Here is a 26,313-nt window from a genome sequence, read left to right as displayed (position 1 = left end):
ATATCTAAGAAAGAGATACGTTATGTCTAAACTGCAGGGGAACACCCCCGAGCAGTCGGAGAAGAACGACTCGTTGAATCGTTCCCTCTCCCACGGCCAGTTGACCATGATTGCGATGGGCTTGGCGCTGGGTACGGGCCTGTTCCTAGGCTCCTCCTCCGCCATTAAAATTGCGGGCCCCGGCGCAATCATCTCTTACGCTATTGGTGCGATGATTGCGGCAACCATTGCTGCGTGCGCGGGCGAAATGTCCGTGCGTCACCCCGTCCAGGGTGGTTTCGGTACTATTGCGAGCCGATACCTGAATCCCTTTAGCGGCTACCTGACTCGCTGGGCGTATTGGGCGTGCACCGTGCCGCTGGCTGGTGCTGAGCTGGTGGCGGTTGGCCACTACATGGCGTACTGGTTCCCGGACGTTCCCCTGGCTGTGTTCGTCGCTCTCTTCGGCGCGATTATCCTGATGCTGAACCTGGTGAGCGTGAAGTCCTTCGGCGCGCTGGAGTTTATGCTCTCTTCGATTAAGGTTTCTGCCGTCATCGTGTTCATGGTGATTGGTGTACTGCTGGTGTTCGTGGGTCTGCCCGGCCATGCTGCGGTGGGTACCGCAAACCTTGTGAACGACGGCGGCTTCTTGCCCAACGGCCCCGCATCCATCTGGATTTCGATGGCTGTTGTCATGTTCTCCTTCGGCGGCGTGGAAATGATTTCTCTCTCCGCAGCGGAGGCGAAGGACCCGGCACGCTCGGTGGCAACCAGTGTGAAGGCAATGATCTGGCGCCTGTCCACCTTCTACGTGGTATCCATGGCAATTATTCTGTGTCTAGTGCCCTGGCAGACCGCCGCACAGAACTCGGATCTGACCGAGTCGCCGTTCGTGGTCGTCTTCTCTGAACTGGGTATCCCCTTCGCGGCGGACATCATGAACTTCGTGGTGCTCGTTGCTGCGCTCTCTGGCGCTAACGCCTCCCTATACGCGGCAACTCGCCTGCTACACGCCTTGGGCTCTGACCGCATGGCTCCCGTAGTGGCTGCCCGCACCTCCTCGCGCGGCGTGCCGGTCGTGGCTCTGCTCATCTCCTTCACCGGTGTTGTCGTGGCAACCGTGATGGCTGTTGCCAAGATTGGCGACATCTTTGCCCTGCTCATGGCGCTGGTGACCCTGTGCATCCTGATCGTGTGGGTCATGATTCTGCTGACCTACCAGGCGTACAAGAAGGACCAGAAGGACGCCTCCTCCTTCACCGTGCTGGGTGGTCGCGTCACCGCAGGTCTGGCTCTGGCGGGTGTTCTGGCGACCCTGGCGGCAATGTTCATGTTGCCCGGCTCGGGTGTTCAGGAATCCATCATGCTCGGCATCGTCTTCTTCGTGCTGATTTCTATTGGCTACGCCATCTCGTCGAAGGCTCAGGGCGGTTATGAGCGTCCCGATTTGGACGCTATGCACGCCGACGAGAACACCAGCGCGGCACAGCACTAAATAGCGTGGAAGCCTCGCGAGGCAAAACATAAAAGGCACCGGATGGGGGAGCACCCCCGTTCGGTGCCTTTCGCTTCTGCGCTCTAGACGGCGCCGTTCTGAGCGATGTGAGTGTGCCCGTAGAATAGTTAACTATTCGTACCCGTCAACGAGGCTAGAAGCCGCAGAAGCCGGGTGCGAGCACACATTGCACATCACGCCCCTAAGGCGTACTGACGGAAGGCACCTTCGTGTCCCACAACGACGATACCCGCAGCCACGCTGCAGCGGGGACCGCCGGATCGCGCACCCTGAAGCGTTCTCTGTCCCACGGACAGATGACCATGATCGTGATGGGTTCCGCGCTCGGTACGGGCCTCTTCTTGGGTTCGGGCACCGCCATTGCGATGGCTGGTCCCGCGGTCATTCTCACCTACGCTATTGGTTCTGCGCTCGCTTCGGTGATTGGCGCGGCGACCGGTGAAATGGCGGTTCGCTACCCTGTCCGCGGTGGTTTCGGCACTATTGCTACCCGCTACCTGGGCCCCTTCGCGGGCTTTTTGACTCGCATCGCCTACTGGACGGCGACTGTTCTGATTGCCGGTGTTGAGCTGGTGTCGGTTGCGATGTACTTGAACTATTGGTGGCCGCAGTTGCCCCTGTGGGTTGGTATTGCCTCGTTTGGTGTGGCGCTGATTGTGCTGAACCTGACCAGCGTGAAGTCTTTCGGCATGCTGGAGTTCTTCCTGTCTTCGATTAAGGTCATTTCGATTATTGCCTTCCTGCTGGTGGGCCTGTGCCTGGTTTTCTTCGGTCTGCCCGGTCACGCCGCGGTGGGTACCGCGAACCTCTTCAACGACGGCGGTTTTATGCCTAACGGCCCTCAGTCGGTGTGGCTGTCGTTGGCTGTTGTGATGTTCTCCTTCGGTGGTATTGAGATGATCTCGATCTCTGCTGCGGAGGCGAAGGACCCCTCCCGGTCGGTGCGTTCCTCGGCGAAGGCGATGATGATTCGCCTGGCGACTTTCTACGTGCTGGCGGTGCTGATTGTTGTTGCTATCATTCCGTGGCGTTCGGCCTCGGGCATAGGCGATGCGGTGGATGCTTCCCCGTTCGTTCTGGTCTTTGAACAGCTCGGCATTCAGGGTGTGGCGCACTTCGTGAACTTTGTGGTGCTGATTGCGGCACTGTCGAGCGCGAACGCAAACCTGTACGCGGGTGCGCGTCTGCTGCATTCCCTGGCGGTTGACGGCATGGCGCCTCGCCAGCTGGCTCAGGTGAACCGTGCTGGTGTTCCGGCTCGCGCCGTGTGGGTATCGACCAGCGGCATGGTCATTGCTATTCTGCTGGCGCTGTACAGTCCGAAGGAAGCGTTTCTCTCCATGATTTTCGTAATCATGGTGTGCGCGCTGACCGTGTGGGTTCTGATTCTGTTCGCTTACGTTGTGTACAAGCGTGTTGAGCCTGCCACCAATGGTTTCCGCCTGTGGGGTGGCCAGTTCACCGCGGCGGTTGGCGTTTTGCTGCTCTTCGCGGTGTGGGTTGCGCTCTTCATGGTGCGCGGTTCTATGGTTCCGGCAATTGTGGGCGTGGGCTACTTTGTGGTGCTGAGCCTGCTGTACTTTGCTCGTATCCGCCACACTCACGTGATTGATGAGCAGACCTTTGTGGAGGCTCAGCAGGCAACTGCCGAGTACGACGCCATGAAGTACGACGCTGATCATGCCCTGGAGACTGCGGCTACGCTGGGCCGTTAAGGTTCTGTAGCTACCGGGAGGGCCGGTGTTGGGGCCCGCAGAGACTCCAACACAGTAATAAACGAAAAATACGGAAAATTTCTGGAATTCCTCGTCATAAAACCGTAAAAATGCCGTTGACCCTCAGGGTGGGTCTATCATAGACAGTGAACCGTATAATCTTGTATGCGTTCAAATGTCTGTGTGTTGGATGAGGCTCGAAAGCATCGTAGCTTTCGAGCCTCATCGCTTTAACTACCAAACATATTTCTAGCACCTGAATCATCATCACTTGATCCATTTGCTGTACCTTGCAGATTCGTACGAATAGCCGCCTCACAGCGGCGGGGGAGTAGAGTTAAAACCATGCAAAGCCCCGAAAAGAACCGCGAAAAGACCCCCGCCTCTGAGGTCGGTACCACCGACAAACTGCTGGTGTACGTACCCGCACGCTGGGGCGATATGGACGCCTACGGGCACGTCAACAACGTTGCCATCCTCTCAGTCATGGAAGAAGCCCGCGTGGCGCTCTTCGGCCCGCCGCCCTCCTCCGGGCAGAAGCCCACCGTGGCACCGCAGCCTCCGATTCCGCTTTTTGAGCTGGTTGCCGAGGGCGTGCAGGCGCTCATTGCCGAGCACGGCATCCGCTACCTGGCTCAGCTGCCCTACACCGGTGAGCCCGTGCCGGTGCGCCTGAACGTGGAGAAGGTCAGCGCCGCATCCGTGCGTATTGGCTACTCGATTCTCTCCCCGGTGGACGGCCGCGAATGCGTGCGTGCCTTTACCGTGCTGGCGTTCTGGGATTCGGTTGCGGGGCGTTTGACTCGATTGTCCCCCGAGCAGCGTGAACTGTTGAGCTCCTACCTGCCGCAGAAGTAGGGGGCGTTCCGCTGTAATAAAACGGTCTTGAACGGGGTTAAACGTATGCTTTAACTACCTTCTGCAAAGGGTGCAAAAGGTTTATTTCCGGGAGAGATAACAATGTCGTTTCACCACACTCAGGCAGACCCCGCCGGCTGGGGGCGCCGCCCGATGCGCGCCACCGGATGCGCCGCCGCCCTACCCGCTCTGCCCTAGCGGGGGCACCCTGCAGGTTCCTAAGATGCCGTATAGCTAGCTCACAGGTAGCGTCTTTAGAATAATGATAGGAACCCGAACCGATGACGTAGAAAGGTCACCATGCATCCGGCACAGAAGCACTCTACCCAGACTTCTACCCAGGCTCGTTCTACTACGCTCCGCACCAGCCCCGTAGCGCTCGGTGCCACGCTGCTGCTGGCACTGACGGCATGCTCCGGAGGCGCCGCAACCACCGCCTCCCCGAGCGCCACCGCAACCCCTAGCCCCAGCGCTACGAGCGCGAAGGCAACCGCCAACCCCACCCGCACCGCAACGGTCACTGAAAGCACCCCGACTGCTGGTACCGTGTACACCCCCACCGCGGTGGCTACCGTGAGCCCCGGAACCATCACCACCGCAAGCCCCACGGCGATCGCGGCGTCGAGCCCTTCCGCATCGGCTAAGGCGAACACTTCAGCGAGTGCAGTGGCAAAGGCGTCGAGCACCGCAAACCTGTCCAGCTCGGATGTTCAGTCTGCGGGCGGTAGTTGCGGCAGCATGGACGCTACCGGCTACCTGAAGTACAACGCTACGGTTCAGGTGACCTCGGGTGCGGTGGATTGCCTGTTTGCGCGTGAACTAATCCGCCAGTTTGTGGTGCAGAACCCCGCCGAGGTGACCGGTAAGGCGAATGGTGAGCGTACCGTTATGTCGGCGCGCTGCTACTGGAAGCCGGGCGACGGTGCGGATCGTGCGGCTCCCGAGTGCGTGTCCCTGGATGGTGGCAGCAGCGTCATTACCTTGAAGCTGATCAACTAGTTTACGACTCACACCAGGCAGGGCACACCCCAGAAGGCACACCCCCGCAAAGCACGGGTGTTAAACACAAGCGCCGCGTTGACGAATGATCCGTCGACGCGGCGCTTCCGTGTCTCGAAGCTATCTCAGGCAGCTGGTGCGGCGGGTTTTAGAGCTCTCCGCGTGCGCGGGCGGCGAGCACGTCATCCAGGCGGGCGAAGGTCGAACGCCAGGTGGTGCGCACCTCCTCGTGGACCGAGGCGGGCATAGGGCCAATCTCAATGACGATACGGGTACCGGAACCCACGCCGTCGGCGGTAATCACGGTTTCGGGGAAGAAACGGTGACGCTGGTACACTAGCACGCTACCGGGGTTACCCAGGTGGTCGGGCAGCTGCTCGGCGTATTCGAGTTCCTTGAAGGGTTTAATGCTCAAAAAGCGGCTCTGCAGAATGCAGGACACCGAGGGGTCAACCTCGTTGATCATGGACAGGCGCTGAACGCCGCCGACGACGGGCTCCACGACAACATCGGTGTGGCGCACGTGCCAGCCGGCAGGGCCGTACCAGCGGACCAGCAGTTCGGGGTCTAGGTAGGCGCCGAAGACGTCCTCGACCGGGGCTGCGATCTCGTGATCGAAGACGAGAAGCTCCTCATCGGGAACATGAGTGATGCTCATAGGGTTCTCCTTAAACGGGTTGAAGAGCGGGTTTAGGGCTTCTTGCCGGAGTAGTAGTTGCCGAGGAACTCGTCACGGTACTCGAAGTAGGTGCCGTCCTTGATGGCTTCGCGGGCGTCGTCCACCATGCGCACGATGAAACGCTCATTGTGGATGGAGGCGAGGGTCGCCGCCAGACGCTCGTCCGCCTTGAAGAGGTGACGTAGGTAGGCGCGGGTGTAGTGGGTGCAGGTGTAGCAATCGCAGCCCTCGTAGATGGGCGAGAAGTCCGCCTTGAAGCGCGCGTTGGTGATGTTGTAGCGGCCGGTGGGGGAATAGACGGCGGCGTTGCGTGCCACACGGGTGGGGGAGACGCAGTCGAAGGTGTCTACACCGTTCTCGATGCCGACGAAGATGTCGTCGGGTTCGGAGATTCCGAGTAGGTGGCGGGGCTTGGATTCGGGCAGCTCTTCGGCGCACCAGCGCACGATGGTGCCGAGGTTTTCCTTCTCGAGTGCACCACCGATGCCGAAGCCGTCGAAGGGCATGGAGCCGAGGTCCTGGCACGCCTTGCGGCGCAGGTCCTCGTACTGTGCGCCCTGAATGACGCCAAACAGCGCCTGGTAGGGCTTGCCCACGCGCTCAGTGGTCAGGCGCTGGTGCTCAGCGATGCAGCGCAGCGCCCACAGGCGGGTGCGTTCGAGCGCCTCCTCCTGGTAGCCACGGGAGTTGTAGAGGGTGGTCAGCTCGTCGAATGCGAACATGACGTCGGCACCGATCTGGTGCTGAACTTGCATGGACACCTCGGGGGTGAAGCGGTGAATCGAGCCGTCAATATGCGACTTGAAGTTCACGCCGTCGTCGTCAATGTGGGCGAGGCGTTCCTTGCCCTTTGCCACGTCGTCGTCACCGAGGGGGCGGCCGTCGGCGCCCTTAGCGTCCGCGACGGTACCCATGTCGATTACCTTCTTGAAGCCGGAGCCCAGGCTCATGACCTGGAAGCCGCCGGAGTCGGTGAAGGTGGGGCCGTCCCAGTTCATGAATGCGCCCAGGCCGCCTGCTGCGTCGAGGATTTTGGGGCCGGGCTGCAGGTACAGGTGGTAGGCGTTGGAGAGCAGAGCCTGGGCGCCGAGCTCCTTCATGGATTCGGGTAGGACCGCCTTGACGGTTGCCTTGGTGCCCACGGGGGTGAAAGCGGGGGTTTGGATCTGTCCGTGCGGGGTGGTGATGACACCGGTGCGTCCGCGGAACTGTCCGCCGTTGGCTTCTACACGTTCAGCGCTGGGGGAGGCGGTGTCCGCCAGGCGGCTGGTGATGGTGAAGCCAAAGTCCTCGGTGGGGAAAGAGTTATCTAGAACGCTCATTCTTCTCTCGATTGTTTGCTTTCCGTCTGAATGTCTACACCCTAGCCTACCGGAAAACCCCGCCTCTCTTGCCGGAGGCGGGGTTCACGAGAATTCAGCTGAGGGTAGCTGATCTTAGCCGGCGAAGTCGCCGAGCATATCCACGGTCGGCACGAAGAAGAGGGTGCCGGTCACCGCGGTGCTGAAATCCAGCAGGCGGTCGTAGTAGGCACCATCCACTCCCATGAACATGTTCTTCAGCATCTTCTGAACGGTCGAGAAGGTGCTGGCGTAGCAGATGAAGTAGGTGCCCAGCTCGTTGTTACCCACGGTGCCGAAGGGCATGTTGTCGCGAATAACCTTGAAATCATCACCGATATTGGCAATAGCGGAGTGCGAGTTGGCGGGCTTCTCGTCCTCGCTCATCTCGATGTCGTCGTGCTTGGAACGGCCAATCACCTTCTCCTGCTCGGAGACGGGCAGGGCGTTCCACGCGGTCATGTCGTGGATGTACTTCTGCACGAACTGGTAGCTGCCGCCCTTGTACATGGGGTCGCTGTCACCGATGATGCCGAAGTATTCGCGTGCCGCGGGGGTCTGTGGGTTCTCGGTGCCGTCCACAAAACCGATGATGGAGCGGCCGTCCCAGTAGCGGAAGCCATGCACCTCATCCAGTACCTCAGCAATATCGCGCAGAGCCGCAGTAATAGCGGAGGCCATATCGTAGGCGACGGACGGCTGAGTCGCGCGGATGTGGAAGTGCAAATCGCCGGGAGTGGATACCGCGGTGTGCTTGGGGCCCCTAATCTCCTCGAACTCCACGAGCTCCTGCGGCAGCGGCTTGGGCAGATCCAGGGTCAGCCACGCGCTGTGGCTGATACCCAGCACAATGCTGGCGTTCTCGGGTGAGTAGCGGTTCGCGGCGGTGTGGTTGAGGTTAATGACGAGCCCGCAGAGGTTCTGGAACCCCTCAATGAGCGCATCCTGGCAGATGCCTTCCTTAAACTTCCACACCATGAAAATGGTGTTAGCGTTCGGGCTGGCAGTGACCTGTTGTGATTCTGAAGCAAGCATAAAATTCACCGTACGCCCGTGCGTACGCCCCTGCAATGAATCCAGCCCTAACCTTCTGCACAGGCCCTAACCTTCTACACTGAACGGAGAAGATTAGGGCTGGGGGCAAAGAACAGCAAGCAGGGTTTAGAAACCGTACTTTAGAAACTGTGCCTTAGAAGCCCCGCTTTAGAAACTGTGCTTTTAGAAATTGTGGGGGGCGAGGTGACGCGCATGCGCCAGACGCGCCGCCGTCTCAAAAATAGTCCACGCCTGCACCTGAGCGGACAGCTCCACCGGCGCGCCGGGCTTCACAACCTTGCTCATCGGCTCGGTAAACCGCGGGGAGAACTGCACTAGCGCCTTACCGCGAATCTCATTCGGGTTAATGCCGTACTCGTTCATCGGCAGGTTGGGGTCGAACTCGCGGCGACCCTCCCACAGGGCGCGTGCGGTCGAGTACACCAGAGTCGAGGCAAGCGCTCGCGCCTCATCACTAAGCAGCGGCGAGGACGCCGCCATGCCCAGGTAACGCACGAGAATGCCGGTGAACAGGCCGCCGTCGCCGTCACCGTGAGAGATGAGGATGCGGCGGCGCGCACCGGAAAGGAACTCCACCTCTTCGGTCATGTGCTTGACGATGCCGATGATGAGGCGCTCGGCGCGCTCGGCGGGATCCACCTCGCAGGGCACACCGGATGCCGCCAAACTCAGCAGCGCGCCCAGGGCGGTTCCCTGGTTATAGGTGAATTCGCCGTGCTCGTACTCGTACTCGTCACCGCGCACGTTCACGCCGTCAATATAGAGCGAACGTTCTGCATCCCAGAGGGTTTCGTTCATCCACTCCATGAGCGCGGCGGCAGTCTTCGGGTCGCCCGCACGCGCATACGCCAGAGCAGTAGGGGCGGTTGCCGCAGCATTCACAAAATCACGCTTGGACTTGTGCCAACTCATGCCACCTACCGGGGAGAGACCCTTCGCCAACTGCTCGAAGAGAGCTACGCCAGCATCCTGGGCGGCAACATCATTCGCGCCGGTCAGTTCAATGCAGAAGGAGTTCATGCGGCCCACCGCGAGGGTCAGCCACGCCATGTCGTCAAAGTAGTCGTTCGCGAAGCGGCCGTAATTACGTACGTTAATGCCGCGCAATAGTGCGCGGGCGCGGTGCAGCTCCTCCTGGGCGGTAGCGATATCGCCCTCGCGCAGGTGACGCTGACCGGCGTCAATCACACAGTCCAGCAGGTGCGCCTGCCACCAGTAGTGCCAAATGTTCAGGCGCTGGCTCAGCGGGCGCGGGTCGGGAACCTGCACGGAACCGATGAGGGTGCCGGGAACACCGAGGATGCGGTGCACGAAGGTGTCGCTGATGCTGTCGGCTGCGGCAGCGGCGTGCGAGGAGGTGCGCTGGGCGTACTCGCTCATCGACTCCAGAGACTGTTCGTTGTGGGAAGACGGCTGGGAATTCATGGACCCTCTGTAGTTGCGGTGAAGTATTACGTCTGAAATTATCCCACTTTTTGCCCTCTGAACGCCCGAGTACTCTGGGCGGACTCTCGGATGTGATCCCTTTTCGAGAGCCCGCCGAGAAAATGCACCGCAGGGAACGGGGTGAACGCCACTCAAAAACTGGTTAGGCGGCGGCAGTCAGCGAACGTCCGCTGTATATATCCACCGGTTTGCCGGTGACGGGGTGCTCAAAGTGCAGACTGTACGCCAGCAGCTGCAGTGGGTAGTCCGGGCGGTCTGGCCCGTCGGGTAGCACCTGCGGATAGAGCACATCGCCCAGAATGGGGGAACCCAAAAGGTTCAGGTGCGCCCGCAGCTGGTGCGTCTTGCCGGTGTGAGGCGCCAAATCATAGAGCGCCCATTCTCGTTTTTTGTTCAGCGTAGGCTCGGCACGCCACCCCTCAACCGCCTGCGCACTCGGGGTGAAAGTCCGCAGAATCTTCACGGTCGTCAGCGTATTCGGCTCCACACTCTGCACCGCGCACTCTTGCTCAGAAAGCTGCTGAACCTGCAGCTGATCACGAATCTTCTGAATATGCGAACGCACCTGCAGTCCCTCCGCACTTAACGCCTGCTCGGTGGCGGCGGCATCGGCAGGAACCGGCGCCACGGCACGGTAAGTCTTCGACACCTGACGGTACTGAAACATCATCTGGAAGGGGCGGCGTGCATCCACCGTCTTAGCAAAAAGCAGCACGCCCGCGGTTGGGCGATCCAGGCGGTGAATCGGAATCAGCAGCGGGTTCTGCTCACGCACCCGCAGCTTGGTCAGCGCGGTCTGTGCAATATAGGAACCGCGCGGAGTGGTCGGCAGAAAATGCGGCTTATCAATTGCCAGCACGTGCTCATCCTCATAGAGCACCGGCATGTCGGCGTGTAGCTGCGGCTCATCGGCAAGCTCACGGAAGTACCAGATGCGCTCGCCCGGCATATAGGGGCTATCGCCGGTCAGAATCGTGCCGTCATCCAGGCGCACCTCACCGGTGTTGAAGCGGGCGTGAATAATCTGCGGGTCGTTCGGGTAGAAGCGCGCAATCAGGTAATCTGCAATGGTTGCCGGAGCCGTATTGTTCGGTGCGGTTTTGTTCGGGGTGAGCTCGGCGGGGAGCTCCTCCAAGAGCGGCAGGATCAGCGGAATCGGGTCGATGCCATTCTTCTGAGCCAGCGGAGGGGTCAGCAGACGGCGATGCGTGCGGCGTGCAGGCTTTGCCTGATAAGCGGACTGTATTCCCTGCTGTGTATCGGGGCGTGCGGTGTTCTGTGCGGGCATGGCTCTACTCTACCGCCTGAACCCTATCACCTGAGCGGGGTTAGGATCGAGGTAAGCTGAGCCGGACCACCTGCCGGATGAGGCGGCTAGAAATATTGTCGTGGGCTTGGTGTGGGGTTGCAGAAGACAGTTTTGTCTGACACTCATGAATGTTTGTGTAAATACGTGGAACAGAAAACGAAAACTTCACAAAATTTTTGAAATTATTGGACATTTAATTTAAAAAAATTACATTAATTTTACAAAAAACAGCGTTTAAGTGCGGTATTTTCGAAAATGCTGTCAAATCATAAATCAATAACCCTCAATTTAGCCCCTTTGGTTTTTCTAAGTATAAAAGATGTAAAGTAATTAAAGACATGCTAACCTGGGCACCCTACGTCATAAACACTTTAATAAAGGCTGAAAGTAGCGTTATAGCGGTACGATTAAGACACAGAAGTTCGATATTTCGAACGAAGGGGTCGAAATGGGACAGAAACAGCGCAAGGGTGCAGAGGGTAAAAGAACACCCCCAAATACAGCGGTGCAATCGGACAATTCCAAAGCGCCGGAAAATGCGATAGGAGAGGTTATGGAACATTCACAGAAGAATGCGGAGCCTCGCACCGGTGCCCTGCGCATGGAGCCGCACGAACGCGAAGAGCAAATTCTGAAAATCGCTGCAGAACATTTCACTCGTCGCGGCGTGCTCGGTGCCTCCATGAGTGCTATCGCCCGCGACGCAGGCATTACCCGCGCCCTGCTCTACCACTACTTCCCCGGCAAGGAATCCCTGGCGGCAGCTGTCACCCGACGCGAAGCCAACGCAGTCCTTGAGGCTCTCGGCGAGCATCACGAAAACCCCGAGGAAGCACTCCGCAGGGAGTTGCGCACCTATTTCCTCGTCGTAGCCGGTGTCCCCACCCCCGGTGGAGAGGACTTCCCGAACAACCCCACCGACTACCTCGAATGGATGCTTGAACGCACCGGCATGCCGATTAATGACCGCACCCGCGTCATCCTCGGAGGCTGGTTGCAGCTCGTCGACTACTTCGCCCTGCATGTCGTGCAGCTCAACCCCCGCAATCGGCGCACCGTTCGCTCCCGCGGGCTCGGGCTTGAAGAAGCTATCGACCTGTGCCTGGGTGTCGTGGATACTCTCACCGGCGGCTACTAGCCGCCTCAAGAGGTGACAGGTCAACACAGGACTTCCCGCTCCGATGTTTGGTTATGTGCTCCAGGGCGAAGGCGCCGTGGACATCCGGGCGGTTATTCCTCCGCTACGCCGCTTGCGACGTGGTGGACTCCGGGAACACCACCCGGTTCGTGAGTAGGGAATCATAATGCCCCGTACCCCCTTCCGTGAGGGTGCGGGGCATTATGATGCTCAAGTTGAGGTTGAAGAAATAATTTAATCTGAGGCTAAGCTTGAGGTTCTGCCCAGTCTAAAAGGAACGGCGTAGCGACAGGCCACGAACCGTTGCGTAGAAACCCTGCGCCTGCAGCGCCGCACGCAGCGCCTCCACCGGATGCTCCACAACCTCGCCGCCGGGAGTACTCACCGTGTGGGTACCCAAAAGCTCCACATCGTTGACCTTCTCCACCGAAATCTTCTCCGCCCCACCGGCGGACACCAGGCGCGCCAGGGCGGGGGCCGCCGCCTCCAGAAGTACCGGGTCTGTGGTGAAAGCCAGCAGGGTCTTCGCGCCACGCTCCACATAGAGCACCGGTGCGCCGTCCACCAGCAGCACGCAGGCACCCGCCTTGCGTGCCGGGCGGTGCTTCACGGTGCCCTCGTGCGCAAAGGAGGGAATCGCGGGCCAGCTCAGCGCCGCACCGTACGGGTTCGCCGGGTCGGTCGCCGCCAATAGGGTCACCGTGAACGTGCCGTACACACGCTCCGTATCGGTACGCTGCGGCGTGTAGGCGCTCGCACCAAAATCCTGTGGACCTGCGGGAATACTGAGGCTATCGGCGGTAGAACGCAGCAGGTCCACCGTCGCGGGGGCGGCAAACTGCGCCGCACCCAAACCCTCAATAAAGTAGCCGCGACGCACCAGCGCACGATCCTCAGCCGCCGAATAGATTCGGTACAGCTGCGAGAACCCGCCGGCAGAATCCTCCACCTGCAGGCACCCGCGAGTCAGCACACCGTAGCGGTCCAGCAGCAGGTCGGCACGTGCGAGCGCCGCAACCGTCGCTTCCACCGGCTCCTGCAACAGCGTGTCCACACGTGAGAAGCGACCGCTATCCTGCGGGGCAACAGTGGGAGCGGCGCCATGGAACCCGCCGCGCAGGGAACGCAGACCGAGCCCGGCGGCAGGTGCAGAGTAGCCGCTGGAACTATAGCCATCAGCGCCGTAGCCGCCCGCCATGCCGTTACCCATGGAGGCGCGCGCCGCCGCAATACGACCCGCACCGCGGCGACCCACCCGCGACAGACGCGCAGGGGCAGCCGGAGTCGGATGCGCACTGCGGACACCCGCAAGCATCGCCCGAACCGGCGCGAAACTATCGTTCGTCACCACACCAGCCCATACCAGGCGCCACAGCTCCGCCGAAACTTGCGCCGCATCCGGGAAAGTCACCACCTGACCGGCAGGTGCCGCCGCGCTCATCAGCTGCGCTACCCGCTCACGTAGCGCCGGCACGAACAGACCGCCGTGAGCCAGCGCCTCATAGATGGCGTGCTCGAGCGTGCCCGGAGCCTGTAGTGCCTCCCAGAGCTCCGGGTTCTCCGCGCGCAACAGCTGCTCCGGGTAGTCCTTGCCTGTGGTCAGCTCACCCAGGGTCAGCGAGGAACTCTCGCTCAAATGCAGGCGAATCCAGCCGTCAGACTTCTGGGCGTTGCCGCCGCCGAGCTGCCCGGCGCCGGTGAAGAACACTTTGCCGCTCGCCATAAGCTCGTCCAGCATGTGCGGCTGGTAGCCGGGCACGCGCGCCGGAAGAATCAGCGTCTCCAGCGCGGAAGCAGGTACGCGCACGCCCGCCAGCTGGTCGATGGCGGTGAGCAGATCCTCCGTGGCGGAGGCGGAACCTTGTCCCGTACGTTCTGCGCCGTGCTCAGCCAACGGGTTGAGCGTCATCGGGTTGGGTGCCGCTGTGCCGAGGGGCGCCACCCTCTCGCCCACCACCGTGGCGGTGCGGCGGGAGGTCATGAACGCACCGTAGGCGCTCGCCTCCGGCAGGGTCTGCGTAACCCGCACGGATAAAGAACGAACGTTCTGCCACGAGGGTAGGAATACGCCATAGACCTGCGCCGATACCGGCTCAATCTCCTCACGCAACGCCGCCAGAGAACGGGCACGAATCGTGCGCAAAACCTGCGCATCCACCCACTCAACACCGGCAGACCCTAAGGCACGCAACACCTCGGGCAGGAACTCGCCGGAACTCAGGCGGCGCTGCTGCTGAAGACGCTGCAACACCGGAGTCAGCATGCCCACACCCGTCGGGGTCAGGCGTGAAAAATGTTCCGCCGCCTGCTGCGCCGTGAAGGGAATATGGGTGCGCGCATAGCGAGAAACCAGATCCTCCAAAGGCTCCGCGACCGGCTCCAACAGAGCAGTAGGAAGCGCCGCGGCGGGCATAATGCCCAGCCCATCGCGCAGACGCGCGGCATCCTCAACCACCGCATAGTACAGCTGCGGCTCGGCGGAACCATCGGCAGCTCCCAGGAACGAGAACGCGCGGCGCGAGCGCACCAGCTCTTCCGCCAGGGTGCGCGCCTCAGTTGTGCTGGCGTGCGTGCCGTACTCCTCGCCGTACTCCTCGCCGTACTCCTCGCCGTAGTTTTCAGAGTCCTCGGACTCGCCGAAATCCTGAGAACCGTGTGCCGCAGATTCAGCCCGCGGGTTTTCAGCCCGCAAGCGCAGACTCAACTCCCGCGCGCTCAACGGACCCAGCTGACGCAAAAGATCCGCCGCGCCCTCCATACCGCAGGCGCGGTAACGCTCACCCGTGCGCTGCAGACGCTGCTGAGTCTGCACCAGAACCGCCGGATCCAGCAGGTCGCGCAGACCGCTCGACCCCAGCAACTCAGCCAGCAGTGCCGGGTCCAGCGACAGCGCGGCAGCACGACGTTCGGCGGCGGGCGCATCGCCGTCGTAGAGGTGCTCGGCAACGTACTCAAAGAGCAGGGTGCGCGCAAAAGGCGAAGGGTCGTTCGTCTCAACCTCCAGCATGGACACCGCCCGAGACTGCAACGAACGGTGCACCTGAACCAGCGCCGGAACATCGTACACATCCTGCAGACACTCGCGTGCCGTCTCCAAAAGCACCGGAAAATCAGGGTATTTACGCGCCACATCCAGCAGCTGCGCCGCACGCTGACGCTGCTGCCACAGCGGGGTGCGCTTACCTGGATCACGGCGCGGCAATAGCAGGGCACGTGCCGCATTCTCACGGAACCGCGACGCAAAAAGCGCCGAATCGCCCACGCGTTCGGTGACAATCGCCTCCAGCTCGTCCGGGTCGAAGAGGAATAGGTCAGCGCCGGGCGGCACATCCTCCATAGCGGGCAGGCGCAGAATCAAGCCGTCATCACTCGCCATGACGGAGGCGTCCACTCCGTACCGCTCCTCAATGCGGGCGCGCACCGCCAGCGCCCAGGGTGCGTGCACCCCGTAGCCGAGCGGTGAGTGTAGGACCACGCGCCAATCGCCCAGTTCGTCGCGGTGCCGCTCCACAATCATGCGAGTGTCGGAAGGGACCGCCCCGGTGGATTCGCGCTGCTCACGCAGGTAGGCAAGCAGGTTATCGACCGCCCAAGTGTCCAGTCCGAGCTGTTCGAGCTGCTGGCGGGCGGCGGTGCTATCGGTTGCGTCCAGACTGGAGAGGGCGCGCGTGAACGCACCCGTCTGCACGCCCAGGGCGTAGGGGCGGCCCATGCGGTCGCCGTGCCAGAAAGGCAGGCGCGCGGGCTGACCGGGCGCGGGGGAGACCCGCACCGCGTCGTGCGTAATTTCTTCAATACGCCAACTGCTCGCGCCGAGGGTGATGACCTCGCCAGCACGGGATTCGTACACCATTTCTTCGTCGAGCTCACCCACACGCTTGGGGCCGCGCTCTTCATCGCCGCTGACCAGGTAGACGGGGAAGAGACCGCGGTCGGGAATCGTGCCGCCACTGGTGACGGCGAGGCGTTGCGCACCCGGGCGGCCCTCAATACTGCCGGAGGGCGCCTGTTCGGTGGGGGTGCGATCCCAGATGATGCGCGGGCGCAGTTCGGCGAATTCGTCGGAAGGGTAGCGTCCGGCGAGCATTTCGAGTACGGAGTCGAAGAGGGTGCGCGGCAGGTCGGCGTAGGGTGCGCTGCGGCGTAGCGCCTCGTACCAGGAGTCCACGCTGATGGGGCCCAATGCGCAGGCGGCGACGGTCTGCTGTGCGAGTACATCCAGGGGGTTGGTGGGGACGGCAAGCGGCTCGAGGGTTCCGCTGCGCATTCCGGCGAGGGTGACGGTTGCGCCGAGCAGGTCGCCGCGGTGCTTGGGGTAGAAGAATCCGCGCGAAATTTCGCCCACGCGGTGTCCGGCGCGACCCACGCGCTGCAGTGCGGAGGCAACTGAGGGAGGGGCCGCCACCTGGATTACGAGGTCCACGTGACCCATGTCGATACCCAGCTCCAGGGAACTGGTGGCGACCACGCAGCGTAGGGTTCCACCCTTGAGCGCCTCCTCGATGAGGGTGCGCTGTTCCTTGGACACGGAGCCGTGGTGCGCGCGGGCGAGCGGCGGCACTTCGGCGATGTCGCAGATGCCTGCCGCGTAGTCTTCGGGGTCGATTCCCTGCTTTGCGAGGATGCGTCGCAGGTGAATATCGTTGAGTGCTGCGGTGAGCTTTTCCGCTAGTCCACGCGAGTTAACGAAAACAATTGTAGAACGGTTGTTCTCAATATGGTCGACAATACGCTCCTGCACGCGCGGCCAGATGGAGGTCTCGGGGCGCTCACTATCGGGGGCGTATCGCAGTGCCTTTTCGTGCAGTGCCCCCTCATGCTGTGCCCCTTCCGGGATGGTGAGTGTATTTTTGGGCGCGGTGTTATCGCCCTGTCGCACCGGGTTTACTTGCCCGGTTTCTTGCGCGGGTTCCTGCGCCGGGTTTACTTGCCCGGTTTTCTGCCCGGGGAATACGCCAATGGCATCTTCCAGTGTGTAGGGTGCGTTTGCCGGGATGTCTACGGCACTAGAGATAGGCTGTGCCGTGCCCTGCGGCGAGCCGGCAGAAGCGGAGTGCGTAGTCCCGCCGCCTGGCACCTCCGAGGGTGCATATTCTAAGGGGACATACTCTGATGGGGCGTGGAGTCCTTGCCCGTAGTCGTTGGCGCCTCCAAGTGCCGCCATATCGGGTACGGGCACGCTCAGGCGCAGGTCCCATTCTTTGGCAACTGGACGGCTCATGATGGTTACCGGCTGAACGCCGCCGAGGAACCGGGCGACCGCCTCCGGGTTTTCGACGGTTGCGGAGAGTCCAATGCGCTGTGCGGGCTTTTCGAGGAGTGCGTCGAGGCGTTCGAGGGAGACCGCCAGGTGTGCGCCGCGTTTGGTGGCGGCGAGGTTGTGAATCTCGTCCACGATCACGGTAGTGATGCCTGCGAGGGTGTTGCGGGCAGCGCTGGTGAGCATGAGGTAGAGGGATTCGGGGGTGGTGATGAGAATGTCGGGCGGGTTGCTGATGAGTTGGCGGCGTTCGCGTGCGGGGGTGTCGCCGCTGCGCACGCCCACGCTGATGTTCGGTTCGCCCGTGTTGTTTTCGCTCAGGCGCGTGATTCCGGTCAGCGGTGCGCGCAGGTTGCGTTCGACGTCGGCGCCGAGTGCTTTGAGGGGCGAGATGTAGAGGATGCGCGTGCCGCCCGCGGTTCCGGCTTCGTATTCGCGGTGCAGGGCGTCGAGTGCCCAGAGGAAGGCGGCGAGGGTTTTGCCGGAGCCGGTGGGGGCGATGATGAGGGTGTTGTTGCCGTTGCGGATGCTCTCCCAGGCGCCTTCTTGGGCGGCGGTGGGTGCGCTGAAGGTGGCGCGGAACCAGTCGCGTACGGGGGCGGAGAAGTGGGAGAGTGCGTCGGTCATGTATCTATTATGGCGGGGTTTATGGTGTGCGCCTCTTGAATTGTTGGGGGTTGGGGGAGGAAGATGTGTTTGACAGTGTCTCCGCAGGACATGTAATATTTTACCTGTAAAGTAATCGACTGAGAGAACAACCCAAAGGAGCCTCACCATGACCCGCCTGAACGAAGAACAGCTCATCAGCCTCTTCCACGAGCCGCGCACCGTCTCCTCCTTCACCGAGGAACCCGTCACCGACGAGCAGCTGCGCCGCATCCAGGAACTGACCTTCTACGGCCCCACCGCCTTCAACAACCAGCCCCTGCGCATCACCTGGGTCAAGAGCCCCGAGGCGCGCGAGCGTCTCGTCGCACACCTGGCAGACGGTAACAAGGCAAAGACCCAGGGGGCACCGGTGACCGCAATCCTCTCCGCAGACGCGAACTGGGTAGAGCACGCCGACATCTTCAACCCCAACGCTGCCGGCTTCATCAAGGGCTTCTACACCACCGAGGAGCTTGCGACCCCCGCCGCTGAGCTGAGCGCTCACCTGCAGGCAGGCTACTTCATCACCGCAATCCGCGCCCTCGGCCTGGACGCTGGCCCCATGACTGGCGCAGACTTCGCCGGCATCAAGAAGGAATTCTTCGCGGATAATGCAGAGATCCCGTTCCTAATCGTCAACATCGGCCACGGCGAGGCTCCTGCATACCCGCGCGGTGTACGCTTTAGCCACGATGAGGTTGCTCGCTCCCTCTAAGAGCGCGCGCCTACGGCATGACTAAAGCTAAACCCCAGTTTTAGGCTTATAGATAGTTCAAGGGCGGTTCCCCGTGATGGGGAACCGCCCTTGAACTATATGGAACTATAGGCGCACAAGAGGTGCCAGAGTGTTCACATCTGCAACGCCGCGTTAGCGGGCACCAAACTGACCCACCGACAGCTGCGGAACAGACGAAGAGCAAGCGGTCGTATCCAGCGGAACAATCACGCCACCGGAGCCGGAAGGAAGGCCCACCAGGAAGCCCTGAACCGGTCGGCCACCGCAATCGTCACCGAAGCGTGCCGGGTACACCGAACGCAGTACCGCGGTGGTGCTATCGCCGGGGTTGAGGGTCACGCCCGCAGAGTTCATGTACTCATCGGAAGTGGAAGCCTCACGGCCAACCCAGGTTCCCGAAGGACCCGCATGCACCACACGCGGGTAGCCGCGCAGGATGCAGGAAGCATCCGAAGAGTTCTGGAAGTGCAGGGTGTAGTTTCGGGCGCCGGGGGAGCCTTCTCCCACAGTAACCGAAATGTTCAGGTCGTCCAGATCGCACTGGGTCGGGCCCTCAGCAACAGTGCTGCTGGAGGAATTGGAGGAGTTCGAAGAATTGGAAGAATTCGACGAGCTCGAAGAACCCGAGGAGTTCGACGAGTCACCTGAAGAGTTAGAACCGGACCGTGAAGACGAGTTTGAGCTCTTCTGGGAATCCTGCTGAGAATCCGCAGAGTCGTCTGACTTGCTCTGCTCGGAACCCTCGCGGGAGGACCCAGAAGAATGAGAGCCAGAGTTCTGCTTCGACTTGCGATTCTCGGTGTGGGAAGAAGACTTGGAGTGCCCAGAGGAAGAGCCGCGGTTCTCCGCCTCGGGGGAGTTCACCACGGTAATGGAGCCCGGAGTCACCGAAGCGGTAGGCCCGCCAGAAGCTACTCGAATCGTGCCGGGCTTGACCGAAGCCGAAGCACTCGGCTGCGCCGAGGTGCCTTCAGCTTCCTGACCGGCCTGGGACGCGCCGCATCCACTGAGCGCGAGCACGCAGCAGAGGAGGGTGGTTGATGCGAGTACCTGAGCCGATTTCAACATGATTACATCGCCGCCTGCATTTGAATCGTTGCTCCATCCATTGAGGGGGTGTACTCGACCTGGCAGCACAGGCGGGAGTACTCGTTTGCAACATCGTCAACCATGTCGAGCAGATCCTGCTCAGCTTCGGTGCGTTCACCGGAAGCTTCGAAGTGCTCGGGGTCGATGAAGCCGTGGCAGGTAGCGCAGGATGCGTTACCACCGCAGGTTGCGAGTACCGGCACACCGTTAGCCTGGAGGGTTTCCAGGAGGGTGTGGTGGTCTTCCCACTGAATGTCGTAGTTTACGCCTGCTTCGTCAGTGACCTTAATCGTTACGCCCATGCGTTCTCCTTCTTCTGTAGTGATGCGTTTCTATTGTAGAGGTAGGGGCTGTTAATCACCGTACTTTGTGGCGCATCCCCAACCCTACCGTCACGCATATCACGGGAACGCATATTAATTTTTATGCTGAATAGTATGCCTGTATTGTCCTCAGTCTACCTCTTAAAGCCCTGATAACGCGGGATATAGTCGTATATGAATACTGCCCCCAGACGCAAAAACATGCTGGGGGCAGTATAAAGAACCGGCAGGCAGGCGCGCTATAACGGTGACGAAGACCTACTCTGATTCCTTCTCCGTAGCCTTCTCGGTGTCCTGCTTTTCTGCGCTGTGGTTATCGGAATTCTGGACGCTTCCTCCGGGGCCGCGCACAATACCGCGTACGCTATCGCGCGGATTGGCGTAGCGCAGGTCGATGCCGAAGGTATTGCGGATCTGGCGTGCCGAGTTGAGATGCCAGCGCTGCGAATCTGAGGGGGTCACGGAGGTGACCGCCTTCTGACCCGGAGCCAGCTTCTCGTGGCGAATATCGTAGTGCTTACCGCCCATGGTGATGGTGAAGCCGTGCTCCTGCAACAGCTGCACGAATGCGTCCACATCGTGCGGGATTTTGCGACCGCGCTGCCTCTTTGTACCGCTCATCCTCGGCTGCGATTCGAAGGGGCTGCGGTTGGGTGCGGTGCCGCGACTAATACGAATTACCTGCTGATCGGAGTGCGAGAACTCCACCTGGTAGCCGTTGAGCGAGTACACGGTGCGGCTACTGCCGGGAATCGGGCGGCGATCCTCGGCCTCATCCAGGATGCGGGTAATGTACTCGCCGGTCAGTCCGAGCGACTTGAGCTGAGCCTGAGCCTCGGGGGAGAGCTGGTAGCCTCCGGCGAGAGCCTGCAGCGGGCGTAGCGCCAGCACTTCGGCGGTCAGGGGGTTGAGCACCACCTGGTAGCCTTCCTCTTCATGCGTGTAGAGGGTGACTTCGCGGCCGTAACGGTTCTCTTGCGCGCTTTCTTGAACCACCGTGCTTACAGGGGATTCGATGATATCTAGCAGCAGCTCGTAGGTGAGCCCGTGGCGCATCATGTAATCCATGACGCCGGGGAGCACGCCGTAGATGCGGCGGCGCGGCGGCACGTCACCGTAGAATTCCTTCTCAATGCGCGCGGCAATACGCTGGTTCTCCAACGGCACCTCGGTCAGCGGAATGAGGCGCTGGTTGGAGGGGCGAATCTTGGCGCGTGCAGCGGCGGGCTTGGGTGCCTGACGGTATGCGTCCACGAGTGCCTGCTGTTGCTCCACGAATTCCTGGGCAATAAGCGGTAGGAGGGTGAAGTAGAGCTCTACCGCTTCGGGCTTGAGTGCGCCGTTCTCATCGAGTAGGGAGGCACCATCCTTGGCGAGCAAATCCCACGGCTTATCGCTTGCAGCGTTCTCTTCGGAGCCCTGCTCATCGCGGTAGCTATAGGCGGCGAGGGACGCAAGCTCCTGCAGGCGAACGTACACCTCAAGAGGAATGGTGATCTGCTTAGCGGACATTATTTTCCTCCTCGGTGGTGTTTTCTGCCTGGACTATGCCATTTTCTACCCGATTAGCGGCATTTTCTGAGTCTTCCGCCTGCTTCGCCAGGGTATTACTGAGCTCTTCGAGCTGTGCCTTGCGCAGGTTCTCCGCGTGCAGAACATGGAAATCCGGGGTCTTCGCCAGAGCCAGAACGGTCCGCTCATCGGGCGAAACCGCAATTTCCAGACCCTGCGCCGCGTAGATGCGGGTCCAGCCTTCAGCCATGCGCACGCTCTCGGGGTTGCCCAGAGCATTAAGCATCAGGTCGAAGACGAACGGCGGGTTCTTCTTCAAGAAGGTGCGGGCGCGCTCGCTGAATTCGAGTTCCAGGGCGTTGAGCGAGCTGTATTCGCCGTGCGCCAGGGATGCCTGTACCGCTTCATTGTATTCGGCGTCGTATTCGTCAATGACGGTGATAACTTCGGCGGAGGCGGTGTTTACGTCCACTCGGTAGTCGTCGTGGGTAAAGCGAATCGTCCAGTCATTGAGGCGTTCTGCTGCGCCTTCACGCAGGATGGTGCGCACGAGCTCTTCGCTGATGTTTTCTCGTTCGAGGCGGGCACGCAGGCTCGGGCGCAGACGGTAGCTGCGTTTGCGATCCTCTTCGCTGACGCCGTGAGGTGCGGTCGGTTCGGCGGCTACCGGCTTTGCGGCGGGTGCATTGGTGGCAGTCGGAGTAGTGGGGACCGGCGCACCGGGCTTTGGCGCGCTCGGTAGGGACTGGCTGAGTACGGGCAACTCTTCAACTGGTGCCTGCTCGCTAGATGCTGCCGTATGAGTAGCTTCTGCGGCTTCGGCAGCCTGTTGGCGGGCCCGCAGACCCTCCAGGTACTCTTCGATGCGCGGCGGACGGAAGGTCAGCGTAGACTTGCGGAACATGCCGGGGGAGGGCGTACCGGGAGTAGGCGCTGCCGGCTTCGGTGCAACAGGCTTGGGGGTCGCAGGGGTAACCGTGCTGGGCGTCGGTACAGGAATCGTCTTTTTAGCTGTAGCCTCTGCGGGTACTTCCACAGATGCTTCTTGCGGCAGGCTGGGAGTCGGGGCGGGTGCCTGTGCCGCGCGGGCTGCAAAGAGCGCGGGGGCAGGCGCGGGCTTCGGTGCTGCGGGCTTCGGGGTTGCAGGCTGGGGAGTAGCGGTTGCGCTCACTGCGGCGTCCTCACTAACTACACCCTCCTTGGTCTCTGCAACGGGAGTCTCAGCCGTGGAGGCTTCGGCAGCTTCGGTTGCCTGCAGCTCGTTCTGTTCCTCTTCAGGAGGCTTAGTGTCGCTGGGTTCCTCATCGCCGCGGCGTAGGGCGGCAACGAGTTCCTGGCGGGAAGTATAAGGAATGATTTCCTCGGGCGAATCGATATATCGCGGGAAATTCTCGTAGAGAATCTTCGCCCCGGCCTCAAAGAGCTTTTCTACTGTGGTGTTGGCAGCGGGTGCGCAAGGGCAGAGGAGCTCTTGGCGCTGCGCGTCATAGAGGGACCAGTGGGCGCATCGTTCGGTGGGCGGGAAGTAATCGAGGGTTCCCAAATCAGTAATATCAATGAGCGCACCTATCAGGGATTGCGGAATGGATAGCTGTGCCATAGTGCTCCTTTGTGTTGTCTACTCTCCAACCTATGCGTGGAGGGTCCTCTTTCCATCCTAGGCGTTTTTTGGTGGGTGTGCCCCGGAGCACGTCATCTGGGAGCATAAACCTGCGGATTCACAGGTTGGGGCGCTTTTAGGCACGGTTTTTGACACAGATGGGACAGCGTCAGTTGGTGGAGCGTCCTTGCTGCACCTAGCTAGAGCCCGCAGTGTGTCGTGTTACAGCATGTCGTGCCGCGCGGTGGGTTGAGCTCTGCCCCGGGGCTTTTGGCAGAGCGTTTTCTGGGCGGGCTTCTCCCCAAACATATCTTCCCGGGCGTGTCTTCTGGGTACGTCTTCCGGGCATACAAAAAATCCCCGGTTCCGAAGAACCGGGAATCGGTGGTGCGCCCGAAGGGATTCGAACCCCCAACCTTCTGATCCGTAGTCAGATGCTCTATCCGTTGAGCTACAGGCGCATGTTCCTCGCTTCGGATTTCTTCAACCCGTCGCGGCAACAGGTACTACTATACGGATGTTCTCAAGGGTGTGCAAGCCGAAAAACTTGAAATTGACCCAAAAACCCCTCTGAAAGACTCGATAATACCCTGTTTTGCCGCATGATTCCGGGGTTTTTCGTGTCGTAAAATTTTTTCAAAATATTTTCTCGCGCCCTAAAATCGGCGCTACAGGTCCCTGAAATCCCTGAAAAATCTCGCCATAAGCCCTAAAAATTCTTTACAGAAATCTTCTCGTACTCTAAGAATGTGATGCGCAGAACTTAAGAAATGGCGTCATAGAAAGCTCTACAGACCATTAATGCGTTATTCTGTAAGCATCACGAGGAAGTGGAGACTGTCCAAGCGTGCATATTCACCATTGTTTGCACGCTTGTAGTGTTTAACTGCTTCTTTGTTACCGCAGACCTAACCGGATCAATGTAGTATCCGGGCCACCGATTGAAGGGGAAAATGTCAATGGCTGACACCTCAACTCGTACTCTCTCTGCCGAACTCGAAAAGGAGCTTCAGAGCGCACCCACCACCCACCAGGGCCTCCTGGAATGGGTTCGCGAGGTTGCGGCACTGACCCAGCCCGCACACATCTACTGGGTCGACGGCACCCAGGAAGAATATGACCGCCTGGCACAGGAACTGGTTCACGCCGGTACCTTCGTTCGCCTTAGCGATCATGAATTCCCGAACTCTTACGCAGCTTTCTCCGATCCTGACGACGTTGCACGTGTCGAGGAGCGCACCTTCATCTGCTCCGAGACTGAAGAAGGCGCAGGCCCGACCAACAATTGGCGCGACCCCGTCGAAATGAAGCAGACCCTGACCGGCCTGTTCGAGGGCTCCATGCGCGGTCGTACCATGTACGTCATTCCCTTCGTCATGGGCTCCCTGAAGGCTAAGAACCCCAAGATTGCTGTTGAGCTCAGCGACTCCGCATACGTTGTCTGCTCCATGCGCATCATGGCAACCATCGGTAAGGACGTTCTTGCCAAGCTGAACGAGACCAACGGCTTCTTCGTCAAGGCTCTGCACAGTGTTGGTGCGCCCCTGGAGCCCGGTCAGGAAGATGTTCCCTGGCCTTGCAACCCCGAGAAGTACATCGTCCAGTTCCCCGAGACCCGCGAAATCTGGTCCTTCGGCTCCGGTTACGGTGGTAACGCACTGCTCGGTAAGAAGTGCTACGCACTGCGTATCGCATCCGTTATCGGTCGCGACGAGGGCTGGATGGCAGAGCACATGCTCATCCTGAAGGTCACCAACCCCGAGGGCAAGGTTCGCTACATCTCCGCAGCGTTCCCCTCCGCATGTGGCAAGACCAACTTCGCAATGATGGAGCCCACCATCGACGGCTGGAAGGCGGAGATGGTCGGCGACGACATCGCATGGATCGAGTTCGACGAGAACCACCAGGCACGCGTGGTCAACCCCGAAGCTGGTCTGTTCGGCGTGGCACCGGGCACCGGTTACTCCACCAACCCGAACGCTATGAAGGCTATCGCCAAGGGCAACACCATCTTCACAAACGTTGCACTGACCGACGACGGCTCCGTCTGGTGGGAGGGTAAGACCGACGAGGTTCCCGCACACCTGACCGACTGGACCGGTAAGGACTGGACCCCCGAGTCCGGCCGCCCGGCAGCTCACCCGAACTCCCGTTTCTGCACCCCTGCATCCCAGGTCGACATGCTCGCTCCCGAGTACTACGACCCCGAGGGTGTGCCGCTGAGCGCTATCGTTCTGGGTGGTCGCCGTAAGACCACCATCCCGCTGGTTTCCGAGTCCGAGAGCTGGGAGCAGGGCGTCTTCCGCGCAGTTACCCTCTCCTCCGAGACCACCGCGGCTGCTAAGGGCGCTGTCGGCGTGATTCGCCGCGACCCGATGGCAATGCTGCCCTTCATTGGCTATAACGCTGGTGAATACTTCAAGCACTGGTTGGACCTGGGCAAGAAGCACGGCACCGAGAACATGCCGAAGGTCTACTACGTTAACTGGTTCCGTCGCACCCCCGACGGTGGCTTCGCATGGCCCGGCTTCGGCGAGAACTCTCGCGTTGTGAAGTGGATTTTCGACCGCCTCGACGGCAAGGTTGGCGGCCAGGAGACCTTCCTGGGTACCGTTCCCACCAAGGAAGACCTGGACCTGAGCGGTCTGGAAATCTCCGAGGACGAGCTGAAGGCTGCTCTGGCTGTCTCGAAGGAAGAATGGGCCGCTGAACTGCCCGGCATCGACGAGTGGCTTGAGAAGTTCGGCGACAAGCTGCCCTCTGAGGTTCGCGAACAGCGCGATGCTCTGGCGAAGGCTCTGGAGGACTAAGATACTCCAGCTAATACCTAAGGTTTAGCGCCTTGAAGGGGCGGAATCTCTCGGTGAGATTCCGCCCCTTCCTTCCGTTGGGGAAATTTGAATCCTCGTCAGTTGGGGGGAGTGATAAGTTTTCTCGCAAAGGCGTGAGTGTAAGGCTATGCAGTCCACTTGCTCTTGAAAAATACTTTAAAATCCTCGCGGGGTGGGTTGGTGCAGAAGTGGCTATCCATAATTTCTTGCCTATCTTGCCGCCCCTATACAATTCCAATGTAAGATTTTTGAATGTTTACAGCTTTCACGAGCTGC

At 60.6% G+C, this 26,313-nt stretch carries 17 protein-coding genes and 1 tRNA gene; 7 read left to right on the top strand and 11 right to left on the bottom strand.

Annotation, left to right across the window (positions count from 1 at the left end; genetic code table 11):
• Positions 1-22: 22 nt before the first annotated feature.
• From NML54_RS06035 to NML54_RS06020, 4 genes are all read left to right on the top strand, one after another.
• Positions 23-1,477 carry an amino acid permease gene (locus NML54_RS06035; RefSeq protein WP_254756646.1) on the top strand — a complete coding sequence of 485 codons (1,455 nt, stop codon included), beginning with the start codon at positions 23-25 and terminating at the stop codon, positions 1,475-1,477.
• A gap of 230 nt (positions 1,478-1,707) precedes the next feature.
• Complete coding sequence (locus NML54_RS06030; protein WP_254756644.1) at positions 1,708-3,213, top strand: amino acid permease; 1,506 nt, start codon at positions 1,708-1,710, stop codon at positions 3,211-3,213.
• A gap of 345 nt (positions 3,214-3,558) precedes the next feature.
• Positions 3,559-4,071, top strand: a complete 513-nt coding sequence (locus tag NML54_RS06025) for an acyl-CoA thioesterase (protein WP_254756642.1) — start codon at positions 3,559-3,561, stop codon at positions 4,069-4,071.
• Between the two features lie 300 nt (positions 4,072-4,371).
• Entirely contained in the window at positions 4,372-5,070 is a 699-nt protein-coding gene (locus NML54_RS06020) for a hypothetical protein (protein WP_254756640.1), read from the top strand.
• Positions 5,071-5,218: 148 nt separating this feature from the next.
• On the opposite strand, the gene NML54_RS06015 is transcribed toward NML54_RS06020, so the two are convergent.
• From NML54_RS06015 to NML54_RS05995, 5 genes are all read right to left on the bottom strand, one after another.
• Entirely contained in the window at positions 5,219-5,728 is a 510-nt protein-coding gene (locus NML54_RS06015; protein ID WP_254756638.1) for an SRPBCC family protein, read from the bottom strand.
• 32 nt (positions 5,729-5,760) lie between these two features.
• Entirely contained in the window at positions 5,761-7,071 is a 1,311-nt protein-coding gene (gene tgt, locus NML54_RS06010) for a tRNA guanosine(34) transglycosylase Tgt (RefSeq protein WP_254756636.1), read from the bottom strand.
• Between the two features lie 114 nt (positions 7,072-7,185).
• Positions 7,186-8,124, bottom strand: coding sequence for a Dyp-type peroxidase (locus NML54_RS06005; RefSeq protein ID WP_254756634.1), 939 nt, complete (start codon positions 8,122-8,124; stop codon positions 7,186-7,188).
• A gap of 183 nt (positions 8,125-8,307) precedes the next feature.
• A complete protein-coding gene (locus NML54_RS06000; RefSeq protein WP_254756632.1) occupies positions 8,308-9,570 on the bottom strand; it encodes a glycoside hydrolase family 76 protein in 1,263 nt (420 codons plus the stop codon).
• 163 nt (positions 9,571-9,733) lie between these two features.
• Entirely contained in the window at positions 9,734-10,879 is a 1,146-nt protein-coding gene (locus NML54_RS05995) for a pseudouridine synthase (protein WP_254756630.1), read from the bottom strand.
• Positions 10,880-11,453: 574 nt separating this feature from the next.
• On the opposite strand from NML54_RS05995, the gene NML54_RS05990 reads away from it, so the two are divergent.
• Entirely contained in the window at positions 11,454-12,038 is a 585-nt protein-coding gene (locus tag NML54_RS05990) for a TetR/AcrR family transcriptional regulator (protein WP_254756628.1), read from the top strand.
• Positions 12,039-12,306: 268 nt separating this feature from the next.
• Here NML54_RS05990 and NML54_RS05985 read toward each other — a convergent pair whose 3' ends face one another.
• Entirely contained in the window at positions 12,307-17,925 is a 5,619-nt protein-coding gene (locus NML54_RS05985) for a DEAD/DEAH box helicase (RefSeq protein WP_254756626.1), read from the bottom strand.
• A gap of 148 nt (positions 17,926-18,073) precedes the next feature.
• Between NML54_RS05985 and NML54_RS05980 the strand changes: the two genes are divergently transcribed.
• Entirely contained in the window at positions 18,074-18,661 is a 588-nt protein-coding gene (locus NML54_RS05980) for a malonic semialdehyde reductase (RefSeq protein ID WP_254756624.1), read from the top strand.
• Between the two features lie 153 nt (positions 18,662-18,814).
• Here NML54_RS05980 and NML54_RS05975 read toward each other — a convergent pair whose 3' ends face one another.
• From NML54_RS05975 to NML54_RS05955, 5 genes are all read right to left on the bottom strand, one after another.
• Positions 18,815-19,750, bottom strand: a complete 936-nt coding sequence (locus NML54_RS05975) for a DUF4232 domain-containing protein (RefSeq protein WP_254756622.1) — start codon at positions 19,748-19,750, stop codon at positions 18,815-18,817.
• A gap of 2 nt (positions 19,751-19,752) precedes the next feature.
• Positions 19,753-20,073, bottom strand: a complete 321-nt coding sequence (locus tag NML54_RS05970) for a 2Fe-2S iron-sulfur cluster-binding protein (RefSeq protein ID WP_254756620.1) — start codon at positions 20,071-20,073, stop codon at positions 19,753-19,755.
• Positions 20,074-20,352: 279 nt separating this feature from the next.
• A complete protein-coding gene (locus tag NML54_RS05965) occupies positions 20,353-21,606 on the bottom strand; it encodes a cell wall biosynthesis glycosyltransferase (protein ID WP_254756618.1) in 1,254 nt (417 codons plus the stop codon).
• Positions 21,596-23,206 (bottom strand): DNA repair protein, encoded by a 1,611-nt coding sequence (locus NML54_RS08900; protein ID WP_305882354.1) that lies wholly within the window; start codon positions 23,204-23,206, stop codon positions 21,596-21,598. The genes NML54_RS05965 and NML54_RS08900 overlap by 11 nt, the downstream gene beginning before the upstream one ends.
• Before the next feature lie 385 nt (positions 23,207-23,591).
• Positions 23,592-23,667, bottom strand: a tRNA-Arg gene (locus NML54_RS05955).
• 498 nt (positions 23,668-24,165) lie between these two features.
• Between NML54_RS05955 and NML54_RS05950 the strand changes: the two genes are divergently transcribed.
• The gene (locus NML54_RS05950) at positions 24,166-26,016 is read left to right on the top strand and encodes a phosphoenolpyruvate carboxykinase (GTP) (RefSeq protein ID WP_254756616.1); all 1,851 of its coding nucleotides are present in this window, start codon (positions 24,166-24,168) and stop codon (positions 26,014-26,016) included.
• Positions 26,017-26,313 lie beyond the last annotated feature (297 nt).

The organism is Rothia gullae, assembly GCF_024294905.1.
In the GTDB taxonomy this organism is placed as follows: Bacteria; Actinomycetota; Actinomycetes; order Actinomycetales; family Micrococcaceae; genus Rothia.
The sequence above is the reverse complement of the archived record's forward strand: the minus strand, read 5'-3'. Positions and strand labels throughout refer to the sequence as shown.

Excerpts from the sequence above, each read along its gene's own strand:
- NML54_RS08900 (WP_305882354.1), bottom strand. The coding sequence starts at position 23,206 with ATGGCACAGCTATCCATTCCGCAATCCCTGATAGGTGCGCTCATTGAT.
- NML54_RS06015 (WP_254756638.1), bottom strand. The coding sequence starts at position 5,728 with ATGAGCATCACTCATGTTCCCGATGAGGAGCTTCTCGTCTTCGATCAC.
- NML54_RS05970 (WP_254756620.1), bottom strand. The coding sequence starts at position 20,073 with ATGGGCGTAACGATTAAGGTCACTGACGAAGCAGGCGTAAACTACGAC.
- NML54_RS06035 (WP_254756646.1), top strand. The coding sequence starts at position 23 with ATGTCTAAACTGCAGGGGAACACCCCCGAGCAGTCGGAGAAGAACGAC.
- NML54_RS06005 (WP_254756634.1), bottom strand. The coding sequence starts at position 8,124 with ATGCTTGCTTCAGAATCACAACAGGTCACTGCCAGCCCGAACGCTAAC.
- NML54_RS05950 (WP_254756616.1), top strand. The coding sequence starts at position 24,166 with ATGGCTGACACCTCAACTCGTACTCTCTCTGCCGAACTCGAAAAGGAG.
- NML54_RS06025 (WP_254756642.1), top strand. The coding sequence starts at position 3,559 with ATGCAAAGCCCCGAAAAGAACCGCGAAAAGACCCCCGCCTCTGAGGTC.
- NML54_RS05985 (WP_254756626.1), bottom strand. The coding sequence starts at position 17,925 with ATGACCGACGCACTCTCCCACTTCTCCGCCCCCGTACGCGACTGGTTC.
- NML54_RS05980 (WP_254756624.1), top strand. The coding sequence starts at position 18,074 with ATGACCCGCCTGAACGAAGAACAGCTCATCAGCCTCTTCCACGAGCCG.
- NML54_RS06020 (WP_254756640.1), top strand. The coding sequence starts at position 4,372 with ATGCATCCGGCACAGAAGCACTCTACCCAGACTTCTACCCAGGCTCGT.
- NML54_RS06000 (WP_254756632.1), bottom strand. The coding sequence starts at position 9,570 with ATGAATTCCCAGCCGTCTTCCCACAACGAACAGTCTCTGGAGTCGATG.
- NML54_RS05965 (WP_254756618.1), bottom strand. The coding sequence starts at position 21,606 with ATGTCCGCTAAGCAGATCACCATTCCTCTTGAGGTGTACGTTCGCCTG.
- NML54_RS05995 (WP_254756630.1), bottom strand. The coding sequence starts at position 10,879 with ATGCCCGCACAGAACACCGCACGCCCCGATACACAGCAGGGAATACAG.
- NML54_RS05990 (WP_254756628.1), top strand. The coding sequence starts at position 11,454 with ATGGAACATTCACAGAAGAATGCGGAGCCTCGCACCGGTGCCCTGCGC.
- tgt (WP_254756636.1), bottom strand. The coding sequence starts at position 7,071 with ATGAGCGTTCTAGATAACTCTTTCCCCACCGAGGACTTTGGCTTCACC.
- NML54_RS05975 (WP_254756622.1), bottom strand. The coding sequence starts at position 19,750 with ATGTTGAAATCGGCTCAGGTACTCGCATCAACCACCCTCCTCTGCTGC.